The organism is Frankia sp. CpI1-P, from assembly GCF_001421075.1.
GTDB lineage: Bacteria > Actinomycetota > Actinomycetes > Frankiales > Frankiaceae > Frankia > Frankia torreyi.
The window spans coordinates 94,124-118,958 of the sequence record NZ_LJJX01000006.1 but is presented as its reverse complement, the minus strand read 5'-3'; the positions used below and the strand labels follow the sequence as shown (position 1 = coordinate 118,958).

General features: G+C 72.8%; 11 protein-coding genes and 17 pseudogenes. 17 read left to right on the top strand and 11 right to left on the bottom strand.

The genetic code is table 11. From position 1 onward, the window contains the following. The 9 genes and pseudogenes from FF86_RS41560 to FF86_RS06055 form a co-directional block, all read right to left on the bottom strand. On the bottom strand, positions 1 to 474 hold a 474-nt coding region (locus FF86_RS41560), incomplete at its 3' end, for an aldehyde dehydrogenase family protein (protein WP_242418265.1). Positions 475 to 512: 38 nt separating this feature from the next. After that, a complete protein-coding gene (locus FF86_RS06090; RefSeq protein WP_044884160.1) occupies positions 513 to 1,448 on the bottom strand; it encodes a proline dehydrogenase family protein in 936 nt (311 codons plus the stop codon). A gap of 354 nt (positions 1,449 to 1,802) precedes the next feature. Beyond that, the coding region (locus FF86_RS06085) for an ABC transporter ATP-binding protein (RefSeq protein WP_242418263.1) at positions 1,803 to 2,339 on the bottom strand (537 nt) is incomplete at its 3' end. Further along, complete coding sequence (locus FF86_RS06080; protein WP_044884074.1) at positions 2,339 to 3,403, bottom strand: iron ABC transporter permease; 1,065 nt, start codon at positions 3,401 to 3,403, stop codon at positions 2,339 to 2,341. The genes FF86_RS06085 and FF86_RS06080, both read right to left, overlap by 1 nt. Then, a pseudogene (locus FF86_RS41555) lies at positions 3,393 to 3,991 on the bottom strand (ABC transporter substrate-binding protein); the annotation flags it as partial. The gene FF86_RS06080 and the pseudogene FF86_RS41555, both read right to left, overlap by 11 nt. A gap of 33 nt (positions 3,992 to 4,024) precedes the next feature. Beyond that, positions 4,025 to 4,232 (bottom strand): annotated as a pseudogene (locus FF86_RS41545) (ABC transporter iron(III)/siderophore-binding protein); the annotation flags it as partial. A gap of 1,539 nt (positions 4,233 to 5,771) precedes the next feature. Continuing rightward, a pseudogene (locus tag FF86_RS06065) lies at positions 5,772 to 6,088 on the bottom strand (DUF742 domain-containing protein); the annotation flags it as partial. A gap of 94 nt (positions 6,089 to 6,182) precedes the next feature. After that, positions 6,183 to 6,599, bottom strand: coding sequence for a roadblock/LC7 domain-containing protein (locus FF86_RS06060; RefSeq protein ID WP_044884077.1), 417 nt, complete (start codon positions 6,597 to 6,599; stop codon positions 6,183 to 6,185). Between the two features lie 77 nt (positions 6,600 to 6,676). Further along, positions 6,677 to 10,423, bottom strand: coding sequence for a nitrate- and nitrite sensing domain-containing protein (locus tag FF86_RS06055; RefSeq protein ID WP_044884078.1), 3,747 nt, complete (start codon positions 10,421 to 10,423; stop codon positions 6,677 to 6,679). 684 nt (positions 10,424 to 11,107) lie between these two features. On the opposite strand from FF86_RS06055, the pseudogene FF86_RS41540 reads away from it, so the two are divergent. The 11 genes and pseudogenes from FF86_RS41540 to FF86_RS41510 all read left to right on the top strand — a co-directional run. After that, positions 11,108 to 11,656, top strand: a pseudogene (locus tag FF86_RS41540) (ABC transporter substrate-binding protein); the annotation flags it as partial. A 1-nt stretch (position 11,657) separates the two neighbouring features. Beyond that, positions 11,658 to 12,213 (top strand): annotated as a pseudogene (locus FF86_RS41535) (ABC transporter substrate-binding protein); the annotation flags it as partial. Positions 12,214 to 12,220: 7 nt separating this feature from the next. Beyond that, positions 12,221 to 12,448, top strand: a pseudogene (locus FF86_RS41530) (ABC transporter substrate-binding protein); the annotation flags it as partial. An 11-nt stretch (positions 12,449 to 12,459) separates the two neighbouring features. Continuing rightward, positions 12,460 to 13,329 (top strand): ABC transporter ATP-binding protein, encoded by an 870-nt coding sequence (locus FF86_RS06045; RefSeq protein WP_083507149.1) that lies wholly within the window; start codon positions 12,460 to 12,462, stop codon positions 13,327 to 13,329. Positions 13,330 to 13,418: 89 nt separating this feature from the next. After that, positions 13,419 to 13,729 (top strand): annotated as a pseudogene (locus FF86_RS63985) (ABC transporter permease); the annotation flags it as partial. 1 nt (position 13,730) lies between these two features. Then, on the top strand, positions 13,731 to 14,252 hold a 522-nt coding region (locus FF86_RS41525), incomplete at its 5' end, for an ABC transporter permease (RefSeq protein WP_242418262.1). Between the two features lie 1,512 nt (positions 14,253 to 15,764). Next, positions 15,765 to 16,415: pseudogene (locus FF86_RS41520) on the top strand (amidohydrolase family protein); the annotation flags it as partial. A 1-nt stretch (position 16,416) separates the two neighbouring features. Continuing rightward, positions 16,417 to 16,937, top strand: a 521-nt coding sequence (locus tag FF86_RS41515; protein ID WP_242418261.1) for an amidohydrolase family protein, incomplete at its 5' end; no start/stop codon positions are given. Positions 16,938 to 17,131: 194 nt separating this feature from the next. Then, a pseudogene (locus FF86_RS65415) lies at positions 17,132 to 17,645 on the top strand (RNA polymerase sigma factor); the annotation flags it as partial. 1 nt (position 17,646) lies between these two features. Then, a partial coding sequence (locus FF86_RS65410; protein ID WP_396229791.1) for a hypothetical protein occupies positions 17,647 to 17,764 on the top strand: 118 nt, incomplete at its 5' end. Between the two features lie 478 nt (positions 17,765 to 18,242). Beyond that, positions 18,243 to 18,467 (top strand): annotated as a pseudogene (locus FF86_RS41510) (hypothetical protein); the annotation flags it as partial. Positions 18,468 to 18,536: 69 nt separating this feature from the next. Here FF86_RS41510 and FF86_RS06015 read toward each other — a convergent pair. Next, positions 18,537 to 19,864, bottom strand: a pseudogene (locus FF86_RS06015) (alkaline phosphatase family protein); the annotation flags it as partial. A 1-nt stretch (position 19,865) separates the two neighbouring features. Next, a pseudogene (locus tag FF86_RS41505) lies at positions 19,866 to 20,435 on the bottom strand (alkaline phosphatase family protein); the annotation flags it as partial. A gap of 444 nt (positions 20,436 to 20,879) precedes the next feature. On the opposite strand from FF86_RS41505, the pseudogene FF86_RS65405 reads away from it, so the two are divergent. The 6 genes and pseudogenes from FF86_RS65405 to FF86_RS06000 form a co-directional block, all read left to right on the top strand. Further along, a pseudogene (locus FF86_RS65405) lies at positions 20,880 to 21,184 on the top strand (O-acetyl-L-homoserine sulfhydrolase); the annotation flags it as partial. Position 21,185: 1 nt separating this feature from the next. Further along, positions 21,186 to 21,740 (top strand): annotated as a pseudogene (locus FF86_RS41495) (aminotransferase class I/II-fold pyridoxal phosphate-dependent enzyme); the annotation flags it as partial. Position 21,741: 1 nt separating this feature from the next. Further along, positions 21,742 to 21,809: pseudogene (locus FF86_RS41490) on the top strand (hypothetical protein); the annotation flags it as partial. Position 21,810: 1 nt separating this feature from the next. After that, positions 21,811 to 22,370: PLP-dependent transferase (locus tag FF86_RS41485; RefSeq protein ID WP_242418260.1), on the top strand; the 560-nt coding region annotated here is incomplete at its 5' end. After that, positions 22,354 to 23,610: pseudogene (locus tag FF86_RS06005) on the top strand (homoserine O-acetyltransferase); the annotation flags it as partial. The gene FF86_RS41485 and the pseudogene FF86_RS06005, both read left to right, overlap by 17 nt. Before the next feature lie 60 nt (positions 23,611 to 23,670). Next, positions 23,671 to 24,486, top strand: a pseudogene (locus FF86_RS06000) (MurR/RpiR family transcriptional regulator); the annotation flags it as partial. Positions 24,487 to 24,835 lie beyond the last annotated feature (349 nt).

Sequence of the window (24,835 nt, the reverse complement as noted above, 5' to 3'; positions counted from 1 at the left end):
GAACATGACGTTGAACCGCCAGAAGTCGATCAGTTCGCAGGCGGCGTCGATCTCGGCCTGCTGGCAGGTCTTCGACTGGCCGAGCATGGTGGCGGCGTTCACAGTGTCACGCCAGGGTCCGGCGAGCGCGTCGGCCGCACGCAGGAACACCGCGGCCCGACCGGTGAAGCCGAGCTCACGCCACGGCCCCGCGGCCTGCTTCGCCGCGGCGACGGCGGCGGCCGCGTCGGCGTGGGTGCTCTCCCGCAGCGTGCCGAGCACCCGACGATGCGCGTGCGGCTGGACGACGTCGCGCGGCGGGCCGCCGCCGGGACGGTGATGCCCCCCGATCGTGTTGGTCAGGTCGAGGTGGTCACCGCCCAGGCGGAGCAGGGCCCGGCGCAGCCCGGCGCGCTGCGCCGACCCCGGGGCGTAGGTGCGCACCGGTTCGTTGTCGGCCACGGGCACCGACCCCGCGCTCACGCCTGCCAGCACGGCTGTCTCCTTCCCCCCGCCCGCCCGGCGCGGCGGCGTCACGAACCGTGCCGGCTGCCCAGCGCCCGCACGGCCAGCAGCAGGTTGGCGGGCTTCTCCACGAGTCGCCGCGTCAGGTAGGGCACGCTGTCCGGCCCGTACGGCAGGTACACCCGCACCGTCGCCCCACCCGCCGCGAGCCGCCGCTGCTCGCCGGGACGCACCCCGTGCAGGAGCTGGTACTCGTAGGTCGCCGGCGCCCGCCGCAGCTGCGCGGCCAGCCGGCCGGCGACGCCGATCAGCGCCGGGTCGTGGGTGGCGATCATCGGATATCCCGGCCCGGCGAGCAGGATGCCCAGGCAGCGCGCGTAGGCGACACGGACGGCCGGCCGCCCGCAATGCACGGTGCCGGCCGGCTCCCGGTAGGCCCCCTTGCACAGCCGGACCCGCGAACCGGCCCGGGCCAGGTCGCGGCAGTCGCCCTCGGTGCGCTGGAGCTGGGCCTGCAGCACCGCGCCGACCGACGGGAAGTCCCGGCGCAGCTCGACCACCGTGTCGAGCGTCGCGTCGGTGGTGGTGTGGTCCTCCATGTCGACGGTGACGGTGGCGTTCACCGCCGCCGCCCGGGCGCAGATCTCCGCGGCGTTCTCGTAGGACAGCTTGCGGCCGTCACGCGGCACGGCCTGGCCGAGGGCGGACAGCTTGACCGACACGTCGAGCCCCGCGCCGATGCCCGCCCGGTCGGCCAGGTCGAGCAGCCGCAGGTAGGCCAGGACCGTGGCGAGCGCGTCGTCCGGCCGGGTGACCCCCTCGCCGAGCAGGTCGACCGACGCGCGCAGGCCGCGATCGGCCAGCCGCGCGGTGGCGGCGACGGCGTCGGCGTCCGTGGGGCCCGCGACGAACCGGTCGACGATGCCGGCGGCGATCGGTCCGCGGGTGAGCAGGACGCGCGCCGGCGGACTGGCGACCAGCCGGGGAACGAAACGGCGCATCACCCCCACCCCCGATCCCAACAACAGGTGATGACAAAGGTACGGTCAGTAGCCTTGCTCAGGCCGCGCGTCCTGTCCAACCGGCNGGCGGCGGACTCAGAGCCGGGCGTGGAACGGGACCGGTCATTGCGGCTTTGCGGCGAGGGCGATGTGCGGGCGTCCGGTGATGGGATGCGGTCCGATGTGCGCCCGGACTCCGAACACCGTCTCGATGAACTCGGGGGTCAGCGTCACGAGCGGCGGTCCGTTGCCGATCACGCGGCCTTGGCTCAGGACGACGACGCGGTCGCAGTGGGCAGCCGCGTGGTTGAGGTCGTGCAGTGCGGCCAGCAGGGTCAGGCCGAGATCGTGGACCANATCCAGCAGGCCGAGCTGAGCCCGTACATCCAGATGGTTGGTCGGCTCGTCGAGGATGAGCAGGGGCGCCTGCTGAGCCAGGGCTCGCGCGATCAGTATCCGTTGACGTTCGCCGCCGGAGAGGGTCGAGAACAGCCGCTCGGCTGCGGGAAGCATGTCCACCCGCTCCAGGCAGGCTCGGATGATCTCGCGGTCGGTGTCGTCTTCCCGGTCGAGGAGACGTTTGTGGGGCCCGCGCCCCATCGCGACGATCTCGCTGACCGTGAACTCGCCGTCCACGCCGCCGTGCTGGGTCACGACGGCACGGTGCCGGGCCGCCCGACGGGCGGAGATCTTCCACAGGTCCTCGCCGCCGAGTGACACGACCCCGGCGATCGGGCGCAGCGAGCGGTAGATCGTGCGCAGCAGGGTGGACTTCCCGCTGCCGTTCGGGCCGATCAGTCCGACGAACTCGCCCGGCTCCGCGATAAGGTCGATGTCGCCGAGGATGGGCAAGCCGTCGATCTCGACATGGACACCGGCGATGGCGAGTCGCATCAGGTTCCCCGTCCCGCGCGGCGGCGCAGCAGCCAGAGGAAGAACGGCACCCCGAGCACCGTGGTCACGATGCCGACCGGCAGCTCGTTGGGCCGGTCGACGGTCCTCGTGATCAGATCGACCAGGACCAGGAACACCGCCCCGAGCAGCATCGACACCGGCAGCAGCCGGCGGTGGTCGGCGCCGACGGCGAAGCGGGCCATGTGCGGCACCATCAGCCCGACGAACCCGACCCCGCCGACCACGCTCACCACGGTGGCCGTCAGCAGTGAGCCGACGACCAGCAGCGTGATCCGCAAGGAGGCGACGGAAACCCCCAGACCGGCTGCGGCGTCGTCGCCGGCCATGAGCGTGTTGAGGTTGCGGGCCTGCAGCAGGAGGTAGCTCATGCACATCGCGATCACCGCGGTCGGCAGCCCGAGATCCGACCAGGTGGCGCCGGCGACGCTGCCCATCAGCCAGAACATCATCCCCTGCAGCTCGGTCGGGCTGATCTGAAGCTGAACGTAGCTGGTGGCCGCGGCACAGAGGTAACCCACCGCCACCCCGGCCAGGACCAGCCTCGAATCAAGCAGCCGCCCGCCCTGCTGCGCCAGCAGGTACACGGCGAGGATGGCGAGCAGCGCGGCTACGAACGCGGCGCCGGACACGCCCAGCCCGCCCAGCGCGCCGGTGCCCAGGGCTGCTGCCAGCACGGCACCGAGAGACCCACCCGAGGACACCCCGAGAATGTAGGGGTCGGCCAACGGATTGCGGACCAGCGCTTGTAGGACCACACCGGCCACGCTGAGGCTGGCCCCGCTGACCGCGGCGAGCAGCACCCGCGGCGCGCGGATGTCCCACACGATCTGGTCGTCAAGCGCGCTGGTGCTGTCGCGGCCGCTCACGTGGGCCGCGATCACCCGCCACACCGCGGTCAGCGGCAGGGTCACCGAACCGGTCGACACGGCCACCAGGCAGGCCACAACCAGCGAGACCATCAGGCTCAGCAGGAGAGCCCCGGTCGCGTGACCCGAAACCAGATGCGGGCCGCGCGAGCGGGCGACGCGCGTCTCACCCACCATCGTTGACCGCCTTGGCGATCTTCTCGACCGCCCACGCGTTCATCGGTCCCAGGTATGCCCCGTCCGACACGGTGGTGTAGGTGTGCGTACGTGCCGCCGCCCACTGCGGGAACTGCGCGAACAGCCGCCTGGCCTCGGCGGCGGGATTCTCACCGGGCTCGAACGCGCCCACGACGAGGACGTCGACGGACGCCGCGGCGAGCTGCTCGGTGTTCAGGGTGGCTGTCGTGTCCGCATTCCTGCCTACGAAGGTGTTCACGCCACCCGCCGCGCGAATCACGTCGTCGTAGATGCCGCCGGTCATCACCGCGGGCAGGCCGTTGTCGTTCATCATCGACATACCCGGGAAGGCGATCAGCACCTTCTTACCAGCAGCCCTGGGCTGGGAGGCGCTGACTGCGTCGATGCGTGTCCGAAGCTGCCCGACCAGCGTCGCGGCCCTGGACTGGACGTCGAAGATTCGGCCGAGCAGAGTGATGAACTCGAACGACGACCGAATCGACTGTTTCGCGTAGGCGTCCTTCTCCTCCCGCGAGGCATCCGGTTTGCCGTATGCGCAGTTCACGGGGTTGACCAGCGAGTTGATCCNGGCCTTGGCCAGTTGGGCGCGGGTCGCGAAGNCGCTTCTGGCCGCGAAACCGCCGGACCAGGTGGACACGACGAGGTCCGGTCTGGCGGCGAGTACCTGCTCCGCCGGAACATCGAAGTTGTTGTTCGTCCGCAACCCACCCGTGCGGATTCGGCGGATGGCTGCCACCATGGTCGGATCGTCCGACACGCCGTAGGACTGCGCGTTGGCCAGGATGCGGTCGGTCAGGCCCAGCAGCACGAAGCTCTCCACCTCACCCACGGACGTGCCGTTGAGGATGAGCACCCGCCCGGGTGGCCGGGTGAACGTGACCTTCTGACCGCAGTTGTCGATCGTGAACGGGAAGGTCGTCCGGGTTGGTGACGCCACGCTGGCCGCCGGAACCGGGTCCGACGACGAGCCCCCGCAGGCGGTGACCACCGCGACGAGGGCGAAGGCGACGACACAGGATGCAGCGCGCCGGGAAGGATGGCGTGATCTCACAGGTGCCTCCAGGGGGAGCAAACGACGTCCGCGAACCGGCCGCGGGGCGACCAGATCGCCGGGGGATGGCGCCGCGCGGACGAGCGGGGCGCGAGGGGATCGACCGCTTCGACCTCGGGGCGTAGCGGTCGCGTCAACCTGACCGACCACCGAGATGACTGCCGGGCAGCGGTCATCGCCCCGTGCCGCTGGATCCGAGCACGGGTACCGAAGGCGATGTGATGGAGGCGGTCAGGCCGGTGCGCCGACCGGCGGACCTCTGTGGACGACCACGTGGCGGAGAAGGCTGGGGAGCCGGTTGCACCCTCGACGAAACGTCGGCTGCACCCCGGTGATGGTGATCGGGCCCCGTGCCGATCCGCGACGCCGCAGACACCGGGCCAGCCTCCGCGCCACCGCGGCGGTGCGGCGTACGACTGTCCAGAGCAGCCGCTCACCCGCGGCCAGCCACCAGGCGAGGACCAGGGCGGCGAGCAGATGTGCCACGGCCATCGCCGGTCCGCCCGGAAGCAGGTCGCGCCCCGCGGACATCGCGCCTTCGGACATCGAGGCCGCGTTTCCCGGATGNCTCATGCCCGGCACCTGCGAAACCGGGGTCGGATGGCCGGCGGAAGTGGACACGCTGAACGCACAGTGCAGGCCGGCCTGGATCGAGAGAACCAGACCGACCAGCCGCCGTCGGGACATACGTTCGGAGGTCGATCCCCAGCAGACGCGGCCGGCCAGGGCCGTCCCAACCGCAGCCACCGGGATCGACGGGACCATGCCGCAGGCGATGACGTGCGCGGCTACCGCGAGGGCGGCCGCCAGACCCGCGGCGACCACGGTGCGGGTTCCACGCCCCACCGGCGTCGCGGCCCAGCTCGCCCGGACCGGCCTCGGCTCGACGGGCGCGGCCGGCGGAGCCATCGCGGCGCGCCCGGAGGAGGACCGGCGGGCGAGCGCCGTCGCCTTCACCTCAACACGCCGGTCACGTCTACGGAACGGCGTGGCCGACGTCGCCGGTCAGCATGATGCGCCGCTCCGGCTGCGCATCATGGCCGATGAACAGCTCCGGGCACCCGCAGTAGCACGTGCACAGAACGCCAGGACGTGACAGATGGTTCCGGACTCGGCCATACGGCTCCCGGGGCGGAGGCAATGATCCAACAATGTGGACTCGACCTGGCCGGTCTGCGGCTCGGAGGGCTCGTCCAGTTTCAGACCGTAAAGCCTCTACAGCTTGTCGGAGAAGCAGATTTTTTGAAATTTCTCCCGCTGGCCGGGGGGAGTAGTAACTCGACGAGNCCTGACGGATCAGAGGCGACGAAGGTTTGTCAGGACGCGGTCGAGCAGCGCCATCTCGGGCGCGCCGGTGGGCATGGTCAGTTGGGAGATGTCGACGAGCCGGTCGGCCGCCGCATCGGCGACGAGGACCCGCACGACGCCCACCGGCAGGCGCAGCGCCGCGGCGATCTCGATCACCGACTGCGGCTGCACGCACATCGCGACGATCGACTTCTGTTCCAACAGCAACGCGGGCAGTCGCGCCAGGCCGAACGGCGTCGTGGTCACCATGGCCTCGAGCGCCAGCAGGCGGGACGGCCGCGCCCGGCCGCGGGTCGCCGTGTACGNCCGGACGAGCTCCCCCGACGGCTCCACCGCGTCCCCGTTCATCCATTCACCCGCTTCCCCGAGGCCGTGGCTGTCACCGGCGGCCGGTCGGCGTCAAACGCTCTCGCGCGTGTCGGCTCGCCGCGCCGGGGTCAGCGCCTCCCGGGTGCGGGCGACGAGCACCGTCATCTCGTACCCGACCAGCCCGATGTCGCAGGTACTCGTGGCGAGCACCGCCAGGCAGGATCCCTCACCGACGGCCATGAGCAACAGCGACCCCTGCACCATCTCGACGACCGTCTGGGTCACCGAGCCGCCCTCCACGAAGTCCGCGGCCGCCAGGGTCAGGCTGAACAGCCCCGAGGCGATGGAACCGAGTTGCACCGCCCGCTCGCGGGGGAAGCCGCTGCACACCGCGAGCAGGTGACCGTCCGAGGACGCGACGATCGCATTCGCCACACCGGGCACGAAGTCGACGAAGTTGTTGATGAGCCAGTCGAGTGAGGGGATGTCCGGATCAACGTCGGTCACGGTTGTCCTCCAGGCTGCGGGTTCGAGTGGACGGGGAATCGGGGTCAGGGTTCGTTCGGGCGGGGTTTCGGCCGGGCTCAGCCGCCCCCGCCGTCGTCCTCCGCGGCGGGTCTGGTCCCCCGGGCGTGGTGGATGCCTTCGTAGAGCCGACTCAGCCGCCCGCGGATCCGCTCGGGTGCGACGCCCGGGTCGGGCATCGCCGACGACGGGGCGGCGGAGCCGAGGAACACGCTCGGGCCGGCCGGGCCGCCGGCCGACCCCGTCGGCGGACCGAGCGGGATCTGCCCCGGGATGGGCACGGTCTTCGGGGTGCGGATCGGCAGCCCGGACGCGGTGGTGGTCCGCCGCGGCCCCGCAGTCGGCCCGGCAGTCGGCCCCACACCGGGTCCGGCGCCGGGCCGGGGAGAGGACAGCCCGGGCTTCGACGCGGCGAACGGCCCCGTCCCGGCGGCCTGCTCGCGCGCCGGAACGGCGAACCGCCCCGGGTTCGCAGCCCGCGCCACGACCGACTCGGGCACCGCGACCGGTTCGGGCACCGCCGGCGGCTCAGGCACCGCCACCAGCCCGGGCCCCATGAAGGGATCGGCAGTCCCGGCCGAGCCGGGGAGCGGTCGGGAGCCGGCCAACGGTCCGGCGTCGAATACGCGGGGCGCGGCGAACGGCTCGGGGGCCCACCGCTCGACTCCGTTCACCCGGCCGGCGGCCGGGATCGCCTGGCCAGGCGCCACCGCCAGCTCATCCCGGACGAACCAGTTGAACGGCTCGGCCGACTCGTCGAGGACCGGCGACTGTAACCCGGCGGCATCGGCGAGCTGCGCCCACAGCCCGGCGGGTGGCGGTCCTGCGGGCGACACGGCGGCGGGCGATGCGGCGGCTGCGACGACGGCCCAAGCCGGATGGTGCGTCGGGGCCGGCACCGCCGGGAACGCCGGCAGGCGGGTGGCGGGCATCGCGAGGTCGGCGCCCACGTCGGACCCGTCTGGAGCGGACGGAGCGGCGGGCTCGGCGGCGGTGCCCCGAGTCGGCTCCGCGGCGGTCGACGCGTCGGCGGCGGTGGCAGTGGCGGTGGCAGTGGCGGTGGTGGCGGCGGCGGTGGCGGCGGCGGTGGCGGCGGCCGGGGCCAGTTCCGCGGCGGTCGACACCTCGGCGGGGGCGGTCGCGGTGGCCGGGGCCGGCTGGACCGCGGGCGCCGCGTCCTCGGCGGCACTCGGGTCGGGCTGCGCCGCGCCGGCATGCGCACGCCCGAGGGCCGCCCGTTCGCGTCGCCGGTCGAGCGCGGCGACGGCCTGGGCGATCGAGGGCAGCCCCGCCCCGTCCCCGGCCGGCGGCGTTGCGGCAGGTCCCCCCGCTGAGCTGCCGGTGGGCTGGTCGACACCGCCGCGGCCGGCGAGATCCGCGAGATCTGCGAGGTCCTCGTTGGTGAGATCGATGCCCCGCGGCCGGAACCACTCGCCGGTCGGCGTGTACGGGGCGAAGCCGTCCGACGCGGACTCCTCGCCGGACGCGGGGATCCGGCCGAAGCCGGGGCCCGCACCGAACGAGGACGCGTCGCTCGAGGGTGACGTGTCGCCGAAGGCGGCGGAGCCATCACCGAAGGCGACAGAGCCGCGACCAAAGGCAGCAGAGCCGTGACCAAAGGCAGCAGAGCCATCGCCGAAGGCGGGATTGCGGCCGTTGCGGACGGCGCGCCGCGGCAGCGGATCGGCGGAGCCGTCCGTGATCGTGCCGTCGATCAGGGGGGTGCCCGGATGAGGCGCCGGCGCGGCGAGGGGAGCGCGACGGGACGTGACGGGCGGGAGGTCGGCGAGCGGTGCCGGCGGCGCGCCGGGCAGGCCGAGGCGGGTCAGCTCCGCGCCGAACAGCGCCGTCCCGGGTAGCTGCTCACGCCGCGCCGGTGCGGGCGGGCGGGCCTCGGCGGCGGAGCCGGGCGCCACGAGCAGCGCCTCGGGCAGCCGCACGGAGGCCCGTACCCCGCCGGCATCCGAGCGGCTCAGCCGCACCTCGATGTCGTGGCGGTCGGCGAGCCGGGCGACGACGAACAGGCCGAGGCGCTGGGCGATGGAGAAGTCGAACAGCGGCGGGTCGGCGAGACGCTGGTTGACCGCGACGAGCTCGCGCTCGGACATCCCGAGCCCGCCGTCGTCGATGGTGATGAGCACCCCGCCGTCGTCGAGGGCGGCCGCGAGGTCGACGGACAGGTACGGCGGCGAGAACTGCGCGGCGTTCTCCAGGAGTTCGGCCACCAGGTGGACGACGTGGTTGACGGAGTCGGCGGCGATCCGCGCGTCCGGCACGTCGATGATCTGGATCCGCTCGTACTGCTCGATCTCGCCGAGGGCGGCCTGCAGCACGTCGCCGAGCGGCACCGGCCCGGCGCGGCGCCGCCCCGGCCCGGTGCCCGCGAGGACCAGCAGGTTCTCGCTGTTGCGGCGCATCCGGGTCGCGAGATGGTCGAGCCTGAACAGGTTCTCGAGCTGCAGCGGGTTCTCCTCGGCGGCCTCCAGCCGGTCGATGAGGGCGATCTGCCGCTCGATGAGGCTCTGGCTGCGCCGGGAGAGGCTGAGGAACAGGGTGTTGACGTTGCGGCGGAGGCTTGCCTGCTCCGCGGCGAGGCGCACCGCCTCCCGCTGCAGTTCGTCGAAGGTTCGCGCGACCTCGCCGATCTCGTCGCGGGAGTCGACGCCGATCGGCCGGATCGTCGTGTCGACCTGCTCCGGGTTCGCCGTCTGCAGCTCGGAGATCAGGCGCGGCAGGCGCACCTGGGCGACGTCGAGGGCGCCGCTGCGCAGGCGGCGCAGCGGGACGGTCATCGTCCGCGCGATCAGCAACGTCCACCCGATCGCGCCGACGATGATCACGAGGATGAGTGCACCGATCAGGGCGGTGCGCTGCCAGGCGTCGGAACGCAGATGCCGCGCGGAGTGGGTGACGTTGTCGAGCAGGTCGGACTCGACGGTGCGCAGCAGTTCGATGTGGGTCGTGCTGGCCGCGAACCACTGGTCGGGATCGATGTCGAGGTCGGTCAGCCGCTGGCGCTGGATGGCCCGTTCGGAGATGCGCTTGACCGTCAGCACCGCCTGACCGTTGACGATCTGGTCGAAGCGGGCGCGGTCGTCGGGGCGGGCGGCGGCGCGGAAGCCGTCCTGTGCCGCCTGCTCCTGGGCGAGCAGCCCGGCGAGCCGATCGGAGGCGCCGAAGGCGAATTGCTGCGCGAAGCTCGTGGCGAACAGCTCGCCGCGGATCTCGGAGTCGATCTCCTTCAGCGTCGACACGTCGTTGAGGACGGTCGCGGCGTAACGCAGGTCCTCGTCGTCACGGTCCTGCCCGATGCGGTCGTCGAGGCCGAGCAGGTCGGTGATCGTGGTCGAGTACTGATGGAAGATCGCATCCGTGGACAGGCCGCCGGTCTGCACGGACCGGCGCAGCGCGGGCAGCCCGGCGAGGTCGCCCTCAACCCGGTCGGCCACCCGCCCGGTGCCGGCGCCGAGGTCGCCGACGGAGGAGCGCAGGGTGCCGCGGAACCTGCCCACGGCCGCGTCGACGGCCCGCTGCTGGCCGTCGAGCCGGCCGGTGAGCGAGGTCTCCGGATCCGTGCCGCGGCCGCTGCTGATGAACCCGGCCGCGAGGTCACGTTCCAACTGGAGCTCGTGCACCGTCGCCGTGACGTCGCGGCCGAGCTTCGCCGCGGTCACGTCGCGGCCGTAGCTGGCGGCGTTGGACAGCCAGGTCGTGCCCGAGAGGATCCCGAGCGCCAGGAACGCCGCCGTGGGCACGGCCAGCGCGGCGAAGAGCTTCCCGCGCACGGGCAGGTCGCGCAGGCTCACCCGTCGGCGCCGCCGCGGCCGGGCACGCCGGCCACCCGTCCCCGGACCGCCGGGGCCGGCCGATGGCGGCGCGGAGCGAGCCGGGCCGGGCCTGGGCCCGGGCCCGGAGCTGGGGCTGGGGGCGGGGCTGGGACCGGGGGCCAGCGGACCGGTGGCGGCGGTCATCGCGCCCGCCGCGGCACCTGGGCGGGCGGCGACGGGCCGCGCACGGCCGCCGGCGCCATCCCGGCCCCGGTCGAGACCCTGCACCACACCCGGACCNTGAACCCCGTCTGGACCCTGAACCCCGGCGAGATCCCGGCCCCCGTCGAGGACCCCGCGGGAGGTGTCCGGCGGCTCTCCCGTCACGTCCCGCCCCTTTCTGGCTCGATCACGCGCCCCGTACCTCTCCGCCTCTCGAACGCCCGAATCCCGACCCCGGAACCCCGGGCGGCGCCTGGGGAGCGCCGCCCCTGCGCGGGGCCCTGCGCACCCGACCGCATGACGGTCAGCGTCGCCGCGGCTGGCGAACCAAAAGGCTATTTGCGCACCGGACACGACTGCCAGCGGGGTCACTTGACGAACGGGCGCGCAATCGTCCGGGATGAGCCAACCCCGCTGCGCTTGACCGGCGTCAAACCACTAGTGTCGTCGCGGTCGCTGTAGCTTTCACCCCTCACTCCAGCCGGGCGCACGGGGAGCGTGATGATCCACGGTTTTCGAAGGGCGGGCGCGGCGGGTGTTGCGCTGCTCTGCATCGCCGCACTCGCGGGCTGCGGCGGTGGCGACAATCCCGGGCCGCCCGCGGTTTCCGGCGAGGTCAAGATCGGCCTTCTCGCCCCGTTGACGGGTGGGAACACGGAAGCCGGCCGTGACGCCCAACGGGGAGCGGAACTCGCCAGCCGTCTCATCAACACCGGAGAAGACTGGTCCGGATACTCGGCCGGGCGAATCTGGGGGCCCGCCGGTCACGCCCGACTATCGATTGTGACGTTGGACACGAAAAGCGACCGCCAACGCGCGGCGGACGGTACGTCGACCCTGGTGAACGACGACGGCGTGGCCGGCATCGTCGGTGCGTTCGGCGCCGAGGCCACTTTGGACGCCAGCCAGCGGGCCGAGCGACTGCAGACCCCGTTCCTCAGCGGCGACGCCGCGTTCACGGCACTCACCGAGCGCGGGCTGAGCTGGTTCTTCCGGGCCGGACCCGACGCCGCGGACTACGGCGGCGCCTTCCTGTCCCTGCTGCACAACNCCGAACAGCCTGGCCAGGAGCGTCGACGGGTGGCTGTGCTCTACAGCAACGACGCGACCGGCACCGACCTGAACTCGATCATCGCCGAGTACGGCGAGGAGGCCGGCTACCAGATCGTGGCGAGCGCGCCCTACGAACCCGGTGACACCGATCCCACCGCCGCGGTGGGGGCGATCCAGACCGCCGCGCCCGACGTCGTCCTGGTGGCGACGGCCTCCGGCGCGGGGGAAAGGCTCGGAAACGCGTTCCAGGCCACCGGGTATACGCCGCCTGCCGTCGTCGTTTACGGCGCCCCCGCGGACGCCGCCCGGCTCGCCGCAATCCCCGGGTTCGCGGGCCGGGTGAGCAGGCAGGTTCCGTGGTCGCTGCCCATCACCCGCGCCAACCCGCTCGCCGCGGCGGTCACCGAACGTTATCAGCACGACTTCGGGGCGGCGATGACGGCGGAGGCGGCAACCGCCTTCACCGCGGTGGCAATCTATGCCCAGGCAATCGAGGACGCCGACAGTTCCGCACGGGAACGGATACGCTCCGCACTTGTCGCGATCGATCTCCCNGGGGCNGCGACCATCATGCCGTGGAACGGTGTCCGTTTCGACGGAACCCACCAGAACACACTTTCCGCAACGGCCGTCGAACAGGACACCGATGGAACCTTCGCCGTCGTCTATCCGCGCGACCTGGCCACAACATCGGTCAATTGGCCGCCGCCGGGAAGCCCCGCACCGACCACCCTCTCCTCGGCCGGATCGGGAACACGGGCGGCATCCACCGGAGCACGGAACGGTTAGGCCCACGGGTCATGCGGCATCATATTTGGACATACAGCAACGAATCGCGCGAGGCCGGCCCAGGCGGGGAGGCCGGGGCGGTCCAGGACGTCGGGACGGTCCAGGAGATCGGGGCAGCGGGCGGAGCGGCGGGCGACCTCCCGCCGACGCTGGTGACGTTCACCGGCGTCGAGAAGCGCTACCCGGACGGCACCCAGGCCCTCGCTCCGGTCGACCTGGCGGTCCGTGACGGCGAGTTCGTGAGCATCGTCGGCGCGTCCGGCTGCGGCAAGAGCACCCTGCTGCGGCTGGCGTCCGGCCTGACCGAGGCCACCGCCGGCACGGTGTCGCCGTCGACCGACCGGATCAGCTACGTCTTCCAGGATCCGACCCTGCTGCCCTGGCGCAGCGTGCGGCGCAACGTGGAGACGCTGGCCGAGCTGACCGGCGTGCCCCGCGCCGAGTACCGGCCGCGGGCCGCCGAGGTCATCGATCTGGTGGGGCTCGGCGGGTTCGAGCGGCACCGGCCCCGCTCGCTGTCCGGCGGGATGCGGATGCGGGTGTCCCTCGCCCGCTCGCTGGTGCTCTCCCCCGACCTGTTCCTGCTGGACGAGCCGTTCGGCGCCCTCGACGAGATCTCCCGGGAGCGCCTCGGCGGCGAGCTGCTGCGACTGTTCGAGCTGCGCCGCTTCGGTGCCGCTCTGTTCGTCACCCACTCGGTCGCGGAGGCGGTGTTCCTGTCGACCCGGGTCCTGGTGATGTCGCCGCGCCCCGGCCGGGTGGTCGCCGAATTCACCGTCCCGTTCGGCTTTCCGCGCCCGGCGGAGCTGCGCTTTCGGGACGACTTCACCCACCTGACCGCCGCGGTCTCGCGCTGCCTGCGCGCCGGGGAGCCCGCGTGAGTGCGCCGGGGGTCGTCGGCGGGCCGACGACCCCCGGTCAGGGAGGCGGACCCGTGCCCGCGCCCGACGGACGGCGCGGCGCGGGCCGGATGGCGGCCCTGGTCCGCGGCGGGAGCCGGGCGCTGCGCACGGGACGGCCACGGGCGACCTGGCGCGACCGCCTCGCCCCGCTCGTCCTGTTCGCGGTCATCATCGGCGTCTGGTACTTCGTGAGCCTCGTGGTGCTCGACCGGGACCGCCGGTTCCTGCTGCCCAGTCCCGACTCGGTCGTCCGCGTCGCCTTCCTCGACGGCCACAACCTCGCGCAGCTTCTGCGGGCGCTGTGGCTGTCGACGTCGGTGGCGCTCATCGGCCTCGGGGTGTCGATCGGGCTGGGCATGGCCGTGGCGATCGCGATGAGNCAGGCCCGGTGGATCGAGAAGTCGGTGTACCCGTACGCGGTGATCCTGCAGACCATCCCCACCCTGGCGATGGTGCCGCTGATCGGCTTCTGGTTCGGCTACGGCTTCCTCAGCCGGGTGATCGTCTGCGTCCTCATCGCCCTGTTCCCGGTGATCAGCAGCACGCTGTTCGGCCTGCGGTCGGTCGACCAGAGCATGCTCGACCTGTTCCGGCTGCACCGCATCCCCCGCTGGCGCCGGCTGGTGTCGTTGCAGCTCCCGGCCGCGATGCCGGCGACGTTCGCCGGATTCCAGGTCTCCGCCGGGCTGTCCGTCGTGGGGGCGGTCGTCGGCGACTTCTTCTTCAAGCAGGGCAAGCCGGGGATCGGCGTCCTGATCGATCTTTACCGGGCGCGACTGCTCTCCCAGCAGCTGTTCGGCGCGGTCATCCTCGCCTCGCTGCTGGGAGTCGTCGTGTTCACGTTCTTCGGCTGGCTGAGCCGGCTGGTCACCGGTCGCTGGTACGCCGCCGAGACGCCCTGACGCCGCGGGTGGCCGCGTCCGTCGATCCCGGCGGCACCGGCGGCCCGCGGAGCTGTGTCACACCCGGCCCGCGGGGGGTTCCACGAGCCCGGGGGTCTTCACGAGAAGGAGCAACATGGGACGTTTCCGACGAGGAGCCGCCGTCGCCTTCGGCACGGCGCTCGCCCTGACCCTGACGGCGTGCAGCGGGGACTCCGGCGGCGGGTCCGCCGCCGGGTCCACCGGCGGGGGGTCCACCTCCGCGGCGCCGGCCGTCGCGTCCGGCGGCGCACTCGACCTGACCGGCGCCTGCCCCGCCACCGTCGTGGTCCAGACCGACTGGTTCGCCGAGTCCGAGTACGGATTCCTGTACAACCTGATCGGACCGGACGCGAAGGTCGACACCGGCAAGAAGCGGATCACCGGCTCCCTCGTCTCCGGCGGCAAGGACACCGGGGTCAACATCGAGGTCCGGTTCGGCGGCGCGGCCATCGGGTACGAGCAGGTCAGCGCCCAGATGTACGTGGACAAGTCGATCAATCTGGGGATCGTCTCCACGGATGAGGCCATCCAGAACTCGGCCTCCCAGCCGACCAGGGCGGTGTTCGCGCCGTTCGAGGTGGCCCCCATGATGATCATGTGGGACAAGAGCAAGCATCCGAACTTCACGACGCTGGTCGACATCGGGCAGACCGACACCAAGGTCCTCTACTACGAGACCGACGCCTACATGCAGTACCTGCTCGGCGCCGGCATCCTGCGCCAGGGCCAGGTCGACGGCAGCTACGACGGCTCCCCGTCACGCTGGGTCGCCGAGGACGGCAAGATCGCCGAGGCCGNCTTCGCCACCTCGGAGCCCTACATCTACAAGCACGAGCTCGGTGACGGGCACAGCTACGACGTCAACCTCCAGCTCGTCAACGACACCGGCTACCCGGTGTACGGCCAGGCCCTGTCGGTCCGCACCGGCGACGAGGCGAAGCTCGCCCCGTGCCTGAAGAAGCTGGTGCCGATCGTGCAGCGCTCGCAGGTCGACTTCCTCGCCCACCCGCAGACGGCGAACGGGCTCATCATCAAGGCGGTCAAGGCGGACGCCGCCTCGGTGTGGAACTACTCGCCGGGGCTCGCCGCGTACGCCGTGCAGACGATGAAGGACCGCGGGCTGGTCTCCAACGGGTCGAACGCGACGATCGGCGACATGGAGCAGAGCCGGGTCAACCGGATGATCCAGATCCTGACCCCGATCTACGCCGGCCAGAAGAAGCCGGTGCGCAGCGGACTCNCCCCCGCCAGCCTGTTCACCAACCAGTACATCGACAAGACCATAGGCCTGAAGTGACTGATCCCGCCGCCGTCGAGCCGACCACCTTCGTACTGCGGGCCCGGCATGTGCTGACCATGGGCGCGGCCGGGCACGTGCGCGACGGTGCGGTCGCGGTGGTCGACGGGCGCATCGCCGCGGTCGACGGGTACGCCGCGATCGCGGCGCGGTTCGCGGACCTACCGGTCCTCGGCGACGGCGGCGGGATCCTNACCCCCGGCTTCGTGAGCTGCCACGGGCACTTCTCGGAGGGCCTGGTCACCGGCATCGGGGAGACCCACACGCTGTGGGAGTGGTTCGTCCACGTGGTCGAGCCGATCGAGGCGCACCTGACCCGGGACATGGCCTACGTGGGCACCCTGCTCAAGGCGACCGAGATGGCCCTGTCGGGGGTGACGACGGTCGGGGACATGTTCTGCTCCGCGCCGGGCACCCCGGCGATCACCCCCGGGATCGTCGACGCGCTCGACGTCGTCGGGCTGCGCGGGGACGTCTCGTTCGGCCCGGCGGACGTCCCGCACGGCTACCCGGTCGACCGGATCGTCGCCGAGCACCACGCACTCGCCCAGGCCGCGGCGGCCTCCCGACGCACCCGGTTCCGGGTCGGCCTGGCCACCATCCCGTCCAGCAGCGACACGCTGCTCGCGGCCACGCGGTCGCTGCTGGCCGAGACGGACCGGCTGCACGTCCACCTGCACGAGGTGCGGGAGGAGGTGACGGCGTCGCGCACGGCCCGCGGGGCCAGCTCCATCGAGGTCGCCGCCCGCCTCGGCCTGCTCGACGCGCAGACCGTCGCCGCGCACTGCGTCTGGCTCTCCGACGACGACGTCGCGTTGCTGCGCCGGCACGCGGTCGCCGTGGCGNACTGCCCGGTGTCGAACATGATCCTGGCCAGCGGGGTATGCCAGGTGCCGCGGCTGCTGCGGGACTCGGTGCCCGTCGGCCTCGGGGTGGACGGCGCCGCCAGCAACGACAGCCAGGACATGCTGGCGACCGTCAAGACCGCGGCCCTGTTGCAGAAGGTGCACCACCAGCAGGCCGACGTCCTGACCGCGCCGGCGGTGCTGCGGATGGCGACCCTCGGCGGTGCCCGCGCGCTCGGCCTCGACGACACCGTCGGCAGCCTGGATGTGGGCAAGGCCGCCGACCTGGTGCTGTTCGCCGAGGCGAGCCCGTCGATGGCGTTCGTGCACGACCCCTACCAGGCCGTCGTGTACTGCGCGGGTACGCGGGACATCGCCGGCGTGTGGGTCGACGGCGAACGGATCGTCGCCGGCGCGCAGATCCTCACCGCCGACGTCCCCGCGATCCTGCCGCACGCCCGCGAGCTCGCGGTCGAACTCGCCACCCGCGCCGGCCTCGCCTCGGAACTCGCCGTCACCTAGACACTCCTGGACAAGCAGGTCCTTCGCACAGTTGCGGCGCGCGTTGCGGTGCGACACGCACGGCCTACAGGGTTCAGACCGTGCAGCACGCACCGCAACCGCNGGCTGGTCGCCCGCCGGGCTGCTGTGCACTTCTCGTGGGGCTGCGGGAACCGGACGGCGCCGGGCGGACACATAACCGGTATGGGGCAGCGATGACGGGTGAGTCCGAGTCGGACGAGGCACTGCTGGCGCGGGCCGCCCGCGGGGACGGCGCGGCGTTCGGGCGGCTGTTCAGGGCGCATGCGGGCGTCGTGCACTCGTACTGCTTCCACCGTCTCGGGTCGTGGGGCGAGGCTGAGGACGCGACGTCGGTGGTCTTCCTGGAGGCGTGGCGGCGGCGGTCCGACGCGGTGGTGGTGTCGGGGTCGTTGCGGTCCTGGCTGCTCGGTGTCGCGACGAACGTGATGCGCAACCAGCGGCGCGCCGCCCGTCGGTACGACGCGGCGCTGTACCGGCTGCCGCCGGCGCGCGCGGAGCCGGACCATGCCGACGACGTCGTATCGCGGCTGGATGACGAGCGGCGGATGCGGGCGGTCCTGGACGAGCTCGCGGTGCTGGATCGCGGGATGCGGGAGGCCGTCGTACTGGTGGCGATGGAGGGTCTGACCTATGCGGAGGCCGCGGTGGCGCTTGGTATCCCGGTGGGGACGGTGCGGTCACGGTTGGNGCGGGCGCGCGGCCGGCTGAAAAAGGTGCGGACGGCGGCTGACTCCTGGGATCTCCCTGCCGGTGTAGCCGGTCCGACGGGAGACCTACCCGGTCAGGAAATGGCGCGAGATGTCTGATCTGGAGTTTGGGCAACTTCCGCCGCCGCGGTCGATTCCCGGGGAGCGGCTGGAGCAGCGTCGGATTCTGCTCGAACGTTACGTCGCCGCTTCGCTGCGGTCGTCGCCGAAACGGTGGTGGCGGCGACGGCGGGTGCTGCTCCCGGGCACTGTGGTGGTCGTCACCTGCCTAGCCGCGGCCGGCTGGGGCCTGCGACCGGGTGGCCTGGCCGACCGGGCGAGCGCCGTTGGTTGCTATTCCGCCGTCAGCCTTCAGAGCGATNCCGCTGTCATCGGTGGTGCTGCCGCGGCCGATCCTGTCGGTGCCTGTCTCGAGATGTGGCGGCGCTCCGGGCTCGAGTCTGGTGGCGATGCAGNCGCCTGCCTGCGCGACGACGGGGGAATCGCCGTGTTCCCGCGCAAGGACGCCTGCGGATCCCTGGGACTGCGACCGTTCGCGGGTGTTTCTGACCTGGGGCGGCGGTTCGCCGCCTTCCANCACGACGCGGTCAGCCTGGTAGCGGCGGATCGCTGCCGTCCTCGCGCGGAGATCGTGGCCGATCTCCGGCGAGCACTGGATTCCTACGGGTTTTCCTCATGGTCGGTCGACGACAGCGGATTCGGCCGGCCATGGGCGCGCGGTCTGCCCTGCGCCAGCCTCGCCATCGACCACGACCGGTCAGCCGTGGTCGTCGTGCCGTTTCCCGATCTCCGCCAGAAATGAGGGTGGGGGTGGTCGGCTCCCCTCGGGCGACCACCACCCAGCAGCCCTTCCAGGGTCCAGGGGTGAGGGTCACGGGGTGAGGTCGGCGACGAGGACGGGGTCGAGGCCGCCGGGGGTGCCGTCCGGCTCGGTCTTCGACACGGTCAGGCGCGCGGTGCGGCCCTCGAGCTCCAGCACGGCGAGCTGGCTGTCGAACCAGGGGCCGTCGGTCACCGTCCAGCGCAGCGCCCGCCGGGGCACGCCGGCGAGTCGCGCGACCGCCCCCGACGCCACGGCGAACGGGGTCCGGCGGGACAGGGCGTCGATCCGGCGGATCCCGGGGCCGAGCGGGTTGCGGAACGGCGAGCAGACCGCCTGCCACACCGGCACGTCGACCCCGGCCGGCCCGACCTTCGACAGGTCGGCTCGGGCGAGGTAGGCGTGGTGCACGTCGCCCGACAGCACGACGACGCTGGCCGGGGCGGGGCCGTGCTCGCCGGCGCTGACGGCGCGCAGCAGCTCCGTCATCGCGTCGAAGGACGCGCCGAACGCCGCCCAGTGTTCGAGATCGAGCGCCTGGCGCAGCCGCTCGGCCACCTCGGCGGCGCGGCGGCCCCACCGGCCCGCCGCGATCTGCTCGTTGGCCGCCTCGACGTTGTGGATCAGCGGGCTGAGCAGGTACGGCACCGACGTGCCGAGCAGCAGATGGTCGACCTCGCCGGTGTGCTCGGTCTGCCGGCACACCCAGGCCCACTCGGCGGCGTCGACCATCGCCCGCGTGCCGTCCGCCGCGACGACCCGCGTCGCCCGCGAGTCGATCACGACCAGCCGGGTCCGGCCCAGATCCCAGCGGAAGCTCCACCGCACCGACCGCTCCCGCGGTTCGACGACGCCCAGGTCGGCCTCGGCCTGGGCGTCGACCTCGGCCTGCTCGGGCTCGGTGGGGTCCGTGGGGTGGGGGTCCGTGGGGTGGGGGTGGTCGGGGACGGCTCGGTCGGCGTCGGCGTCGGAACGCCGGGCGAAGGCGCGCAGCAGGTCCTCCGCGGACGGGCCGGGGCCGCTGAGGCCGTCTGGGCCGGGTTGGCCGGCCGCGATGACGGCTCGGTGAACCGGATCGCGGTCACGCTCGTCCGGTGTCAGGTTGCCCAGGTGCTGGTACAGCCAGTAGGCCATGATCCCGCCGGTGATCCGCGCGTCCCACCAGGGCTCGGTCCTGATCTGCGCGCGCCACGCCGCGGAGATGTTCCAGTCGTCGCGCACGTCGTGATCATCGAAAATCATGGCGGTGGGGACCGTGGACAGCAGCCAGCGGATCTCCGGCTGCGACCAGGCCTCCTGGTAGAGCCAGGTGTACTCCTCGAAGTCGGCGATCTCCTCCCCCGGGGGAGCGGTGACGTCGCGTCGCCGCCGGATCCGCGNGGCGGTCTGCGGGGAGACGTGGTCGGCGTAGACCTGGTCGCCCAGCAGCAGCAGGGCGCCGGGCCAGGTGGCGGGGTCGCGGGTGGGCAGCTCCAGCGCGAGCGCGTGCAGCGCGTCCGTGCCCAGGCCCTGGCTGTCGTCGTCGGCGTTCAGGGTGTACGGCGGCTCCTGCGGCGCGGTGACCCGGCAGGAGCCGAAGACGATGCGCACCGGTTCGCCGCCGCCGACCGGCCGCAGCAGGCTCGGGGGCGCCCCGGGCTCGGGCCACACCCGCAGGGGAGGCGCCGCGGCCCCGGCCAGCCACACCTCGTACGGAACCGGCTCCCCGGGCACAAGACCGTCCGCGACGATTAGGCCGTAGTGGTGCCCGGCCACCTCGAACGTCGACGCGCGGCCCGCGACCCGTCCGAGTGGACCAGGGTCGCCCGGACCCGGGTCCCCCTCTCCCTCGCCCACCACCTGCGGCGGAAGGGCGACCAGCACCTCGCACGCGGCGTCGGTCTCCACCCAGACGGCGACGCGGGAGACGTCCGGGTGGCGTTGGATGGGGCCAAGGAGGAGTCCAGCCATCCTTCTACTGTCGCCCGTCCCGGCCGTCCCACCGGTGGCGGGTGCGCTCCAGATCAGCAATCATGAATACCAGCGCCATTTCGGCCGGCCGGGCGCAGACAACGGGGCGTCGCGCTGCTAGCGTCGTCAACTGTGAGGTCACACGTCGGACATCGGGGACGGTTTCGCGCCGCCGTGCGATGTTCCGTGGGGTGCCCGGACTCCGGCGTCCCGGCCGTCCGCCGGCCTCGCGGCGCCGCCCCCGTCGTGGCGTCCTCCGGTCGCTGACCGGGCCCTTTCGCCGCGACCGTTCGTCGGCATCCCGCCCACCAGCCCTGGCCGCGCCGGCTCCGGTGACCGCCGTGGCCCGCGTCCGGCCACGGGCCGCCGCATACCCAGGTCACGTCCGCGTCACAACCGCGTCACGTCCCTGACGGTGGACGGCGGCCCGCCAAGCCCGGCATCATGCCGCCCGCACCCGACGCCCCACCGCAGGCGACGACCCACCGCAGGCGACGACCCACCGTCGGCGACGACCCACCGTCGGCGACGTTCCACCCGCCGGCGGCGTTCCACCACAGCCGATGTTCCACCACAGCCAATGCCGCAACGCGGCCACAGCGCAGTGCAGCCGCACCACACCGACACGGGGAGAGTCACCCAATGAGTGCCGAGAGCTGGTCGTTCGAGACTCAGCAGATCCACGCGGGCGCGCAGCCCGACCCGACGACCGGCGCCAGGGCGGTGCCGATCTACCAGACGACGAGCTANGTCTTCCGCGACACCGACCACGCGGCCGCCCTGTTCGCGCTCGGCGAGCCCGGCAACATCTACACCCGGATCGGGAACCCGACGCAGGACGTGTTCGAGCAGCGCATCACCGCCCTGGAGGGCGGCGTCGGGGCGCTGGCGCTCGCGTCCGGGCAGGCCGCCGAGACGCTGGCGATCCTCAACCTCGCCGAGGCCGGCGACCACGTGGTGTCGTCGTCCAGCCTGTACGGCGGGACGTACAACCTGTTCCACTACACGCTGCCGAAGCTCGGCATCGAGGTCACCTTCATCGCGGACCCGGACGACCTGGAGGAATGGCGCGACGCCGTCCGCCCGAACACGAAGGCGTTCTACGGCGAGACGATCGGCAACCCGCGCGGCGACGTCCTCGACACCGCCGGGGTGTCCGAGGTCGCCCACGCCCACGGCATCCCGCTCATCATCGACAACACACTGGCCACCCCGTACCTGTACCGCCCGCTGGAGCACGGCGCGGACATCGTCGTGCACTCGGCGACGAAGTTCATCGGCGGCCACGGCACGGCGATCGGCGGCNTCATCGTCGACGGCGGCCGGTTCGACTTCGGCGCGTCCGGCCGGTTCGCGAACTTCACCACGCCCGACNCGAGCTACCACGGACTGGTCTACTGGGAGGCGCTCGGCCACGGCTCCTACATCGCCAAGGCCCGCGTGCAGCTCCTGCGCGACATCGGCGCCTCGATCTCCCCGTTCACCTCGTTCCTGCTGCTGCAGGGGCTGGAGACGCTGTCGCTGCGGGTCGAGCGGCACACCGCGAACGCCCAGCGGGTGGCCGAGTGGCTCGAGGCGCGCGACGAGGTGAGCTGGGTGACCTATCCCGGGCTGCCGTCGTCGAAGTGGTACTCCCGGGCGCAGCAGGTGCTGCCCCGCGGCGCGGGGGCGATCCTGTCGTTCGGCATCGCCGGCGGGGCCGCGGCCGGGCGGAAGTTCGTCGAGGGAGTCGAGCTGTTCAGTCACCTGGCCAACGTCGGCGACGCGCGCTCGCTGATCATCCACCCGGCGACGACGACACACTCCCAGCTCACCGAGGCCGAGCAGGCCGCGACCGGGGTCACCCCCGACCTGATCCGGCTGTCGGTCGGCATCGAGGGGATCGACGACATCCTCGCCGACCTCGACGCGGGGTTCCGTGCCGCCAAGAGCTGAGCCGGGGGGCGCCGGTCCGGCCCCGCCGACCGGACCGGCGCCGCCACCGGCCTCCCCCGGCCCGGCCTCCCCCGGCCCGGCCTCCCCCGATCCGACCACGGCCGATCCACGTGGCGGCGTGCCGGCGGGTGACCGGGCACCGGCCGTCTCCGGGGCGTGGCGGGCGGGCGTCGACCCGGTCGGGCGGCGGCGGTTCGCCGAGCTGCCCGGCCCGCTGCGCCTGGAGCGCGGCGGGGTGCTGCCGGGGGTGCGGGTGGCGTACGAGACCTGGGGGCGCCTGGACGCCGCGGCCAGCAACGCGGTGCTGGTCCTGCACGCGCTCACCGGGGACAGCCACGCCGCCGGTCCCGCCGAACCGGGCCATCCGAGCGCGGGCTGGTGGGATGGGCTGATCGGGCCGGGCCGGGCGCTCGACACCGAGCGGCTGTTCGTCGTCAGCCCCAACGTCCTGGGCGGCTGCCAGGGCACGACCGGTCCGGCCACCACCGCACCGGACGGCCATCCCTGGGGCGGTCGCTGGCCCGAGATCACCATCGCCGATCAGGTCTCCGCCGAGGTGGCGGTCGCCGACGCCCTGGGCGTGCGGCGCTGGGCAGCGGTGGTCGGCGGGTCGATGGGCGGGATGCGGGCGTTGGAGTGGGCCGTCGGCCATCCCGACCGGGTCGGGCGGGTCGTGGTGCTGGCCTGCGGCGCCACCGCGACGGCGGAGCAGATCGGGCTGTACGCGGTGCAGGTGCGCGCGATCATCGACGACCCGGGCTGGCACGGCGGCGACTACCACCGCCTGCCGGCGGCGCAGGGGCCCGCCGCGGGGATGGGCCTGGCCCGCCGGATGGCCCAGATCAGCTACCGCAGCGAGGAGGAGCTGGAGGACCGCTTCGCCACCCGGACCCGCCCGGACGGGCAGTTCGAGGTGGCCTCCTACCTCGACCATCACGCCGGCAAGCTGGCCCGTCGGTTCGACGCCGGCACCTACGTCGCCCTGACCCGGGCGATGATGACTCAGGACGTCGGACGGGGCCGCGGCGGGTTCGCCGCGGCGCTGCGCGCCTGCCCGGTGCCGTTCACCGTCGCGGGCGTCGACTCCGACCGGCTCTACCCGCTGCGGCTGCAGCAGGAGATCGCCGTGTTCACCGGCGCGCCGCTGCGCGTCATCCACTCCCGCAGCGGTCACGACGGCTTCCTCACGGAGACCGACCAGGTCGCCGCGCTCGTCCGCGAGGCGCTCGGGGCGCTGCGCNGCGGCGACTCTCCGACCGGGTCACCCGGCTCGTCACCTTAGGCGTGTAAGACCTCCATCATGGTGACTCCCTTCACCGGACCGGCCGGTGCCGTCCGTCCGGGCGGGCTGTTCGCGGCCATCCGCGCGACCCTGCCGAGCCTCGTGCCGAGCGAGCAACGGGTGGCCGAGGTGTGCCTGGCCCGTCCGGGGGAGGTGGTGGAGTGGTCCGCGGCCCAGCTTGCGGAGGCGGCGGGGACGTCGGCGGCCACCGTGGTGCGGGCCTGCCAGTCGCTGGGCTTCCGCGGGTTCCAGCACTTCCGGGTGGAGCTGGCCCGCGAGGCCGGGGCGGCGGCACTGCGCGGCGAGGTCGGCCGCGCCGGCGCCGGGGACCCGGTCGAGCGGCTGGTCGACACCGTGTTCGAGGCGGCGGCGAAGGTGCTCGCCGACGCGTTGGGACCGTTGGACCGCGCGTGCCTCACCCCGGCGGTCGACCTGCTGGACTCCGCCGGGCGGCTGCTCATCGTCGGCAACGGCGGTTCGGGGCCCGTCGCCCAGGATGCGGCGCTGCGCTTCCTGAGCATCGGCCGTCCGGCGGAGGCGCCGGGTGATTCGATCATCCAGGAGATCACGGCCCGGCTGCTCGCCCCCACCGACGTCTGCCTGGTCATCACCTCGTCCGGCGCGAACGAGCCGACGCTGCGCGCCGCCGAGGCCGCCCGCACCGCCGGGGCCGCGGTCGTCGGGATCACCAGTTACACGTCGGGCCCGCTGGCCGAGATCGCCGACATCACCCTCGTCGTCGGGACGCCCGACTGGCCGGTCGGCACGGACACGATCGCGAGCCGGCTGGCGTCGCTGCTGCTGCTCAACGCGCTGCAGCTTGCCGTCGGGCTGNGCCGGGAGAACGACCCGCAACGAGCGTCATCCCTGGTCCCGGACGTCCTCGGCCACTCCGTGCGGGCCGAGCCGGCGAGTCCGCCGGAGCCGGCGGGGACCGAGCACGGCGACGGGCCTCGGCGGCGGTAGGCACTCGGCGGTCGCTCCTCCGGGGGCGGATACCCGACGGTGGGGATCCGACTGCAGGTACACAGCCCACAGATCTTCTCACTTTCGGTAACAGACGACGACGGCACAATCGGCGCCTTGACCAGGTCGAATGGCACCCCTCGCCACCAGAAGCCAGAGAGAACCGTTGCGATAAGTGACCACCGTCCGTTTCCCGTCCGTCGAAGACCGTTCATCT

Excerpts from the sequence above, each read along its gene's own strand:
- FF86_RS06080 (WP_044884074.1), bottom strand. The coding sequence starts at position 3,403 with ATGGTGGGTGAGACGCGCGTCGCCCGCTCGCGCGGCCCGCATCTGGTT.
- FF86_RS06045 (WP_083507149.1), top strand. The coding sequence starts at position 12,460 with ATGCGGCATCATATTTGGACATACAGCAACGAATCGCGCGAGGCCGGC.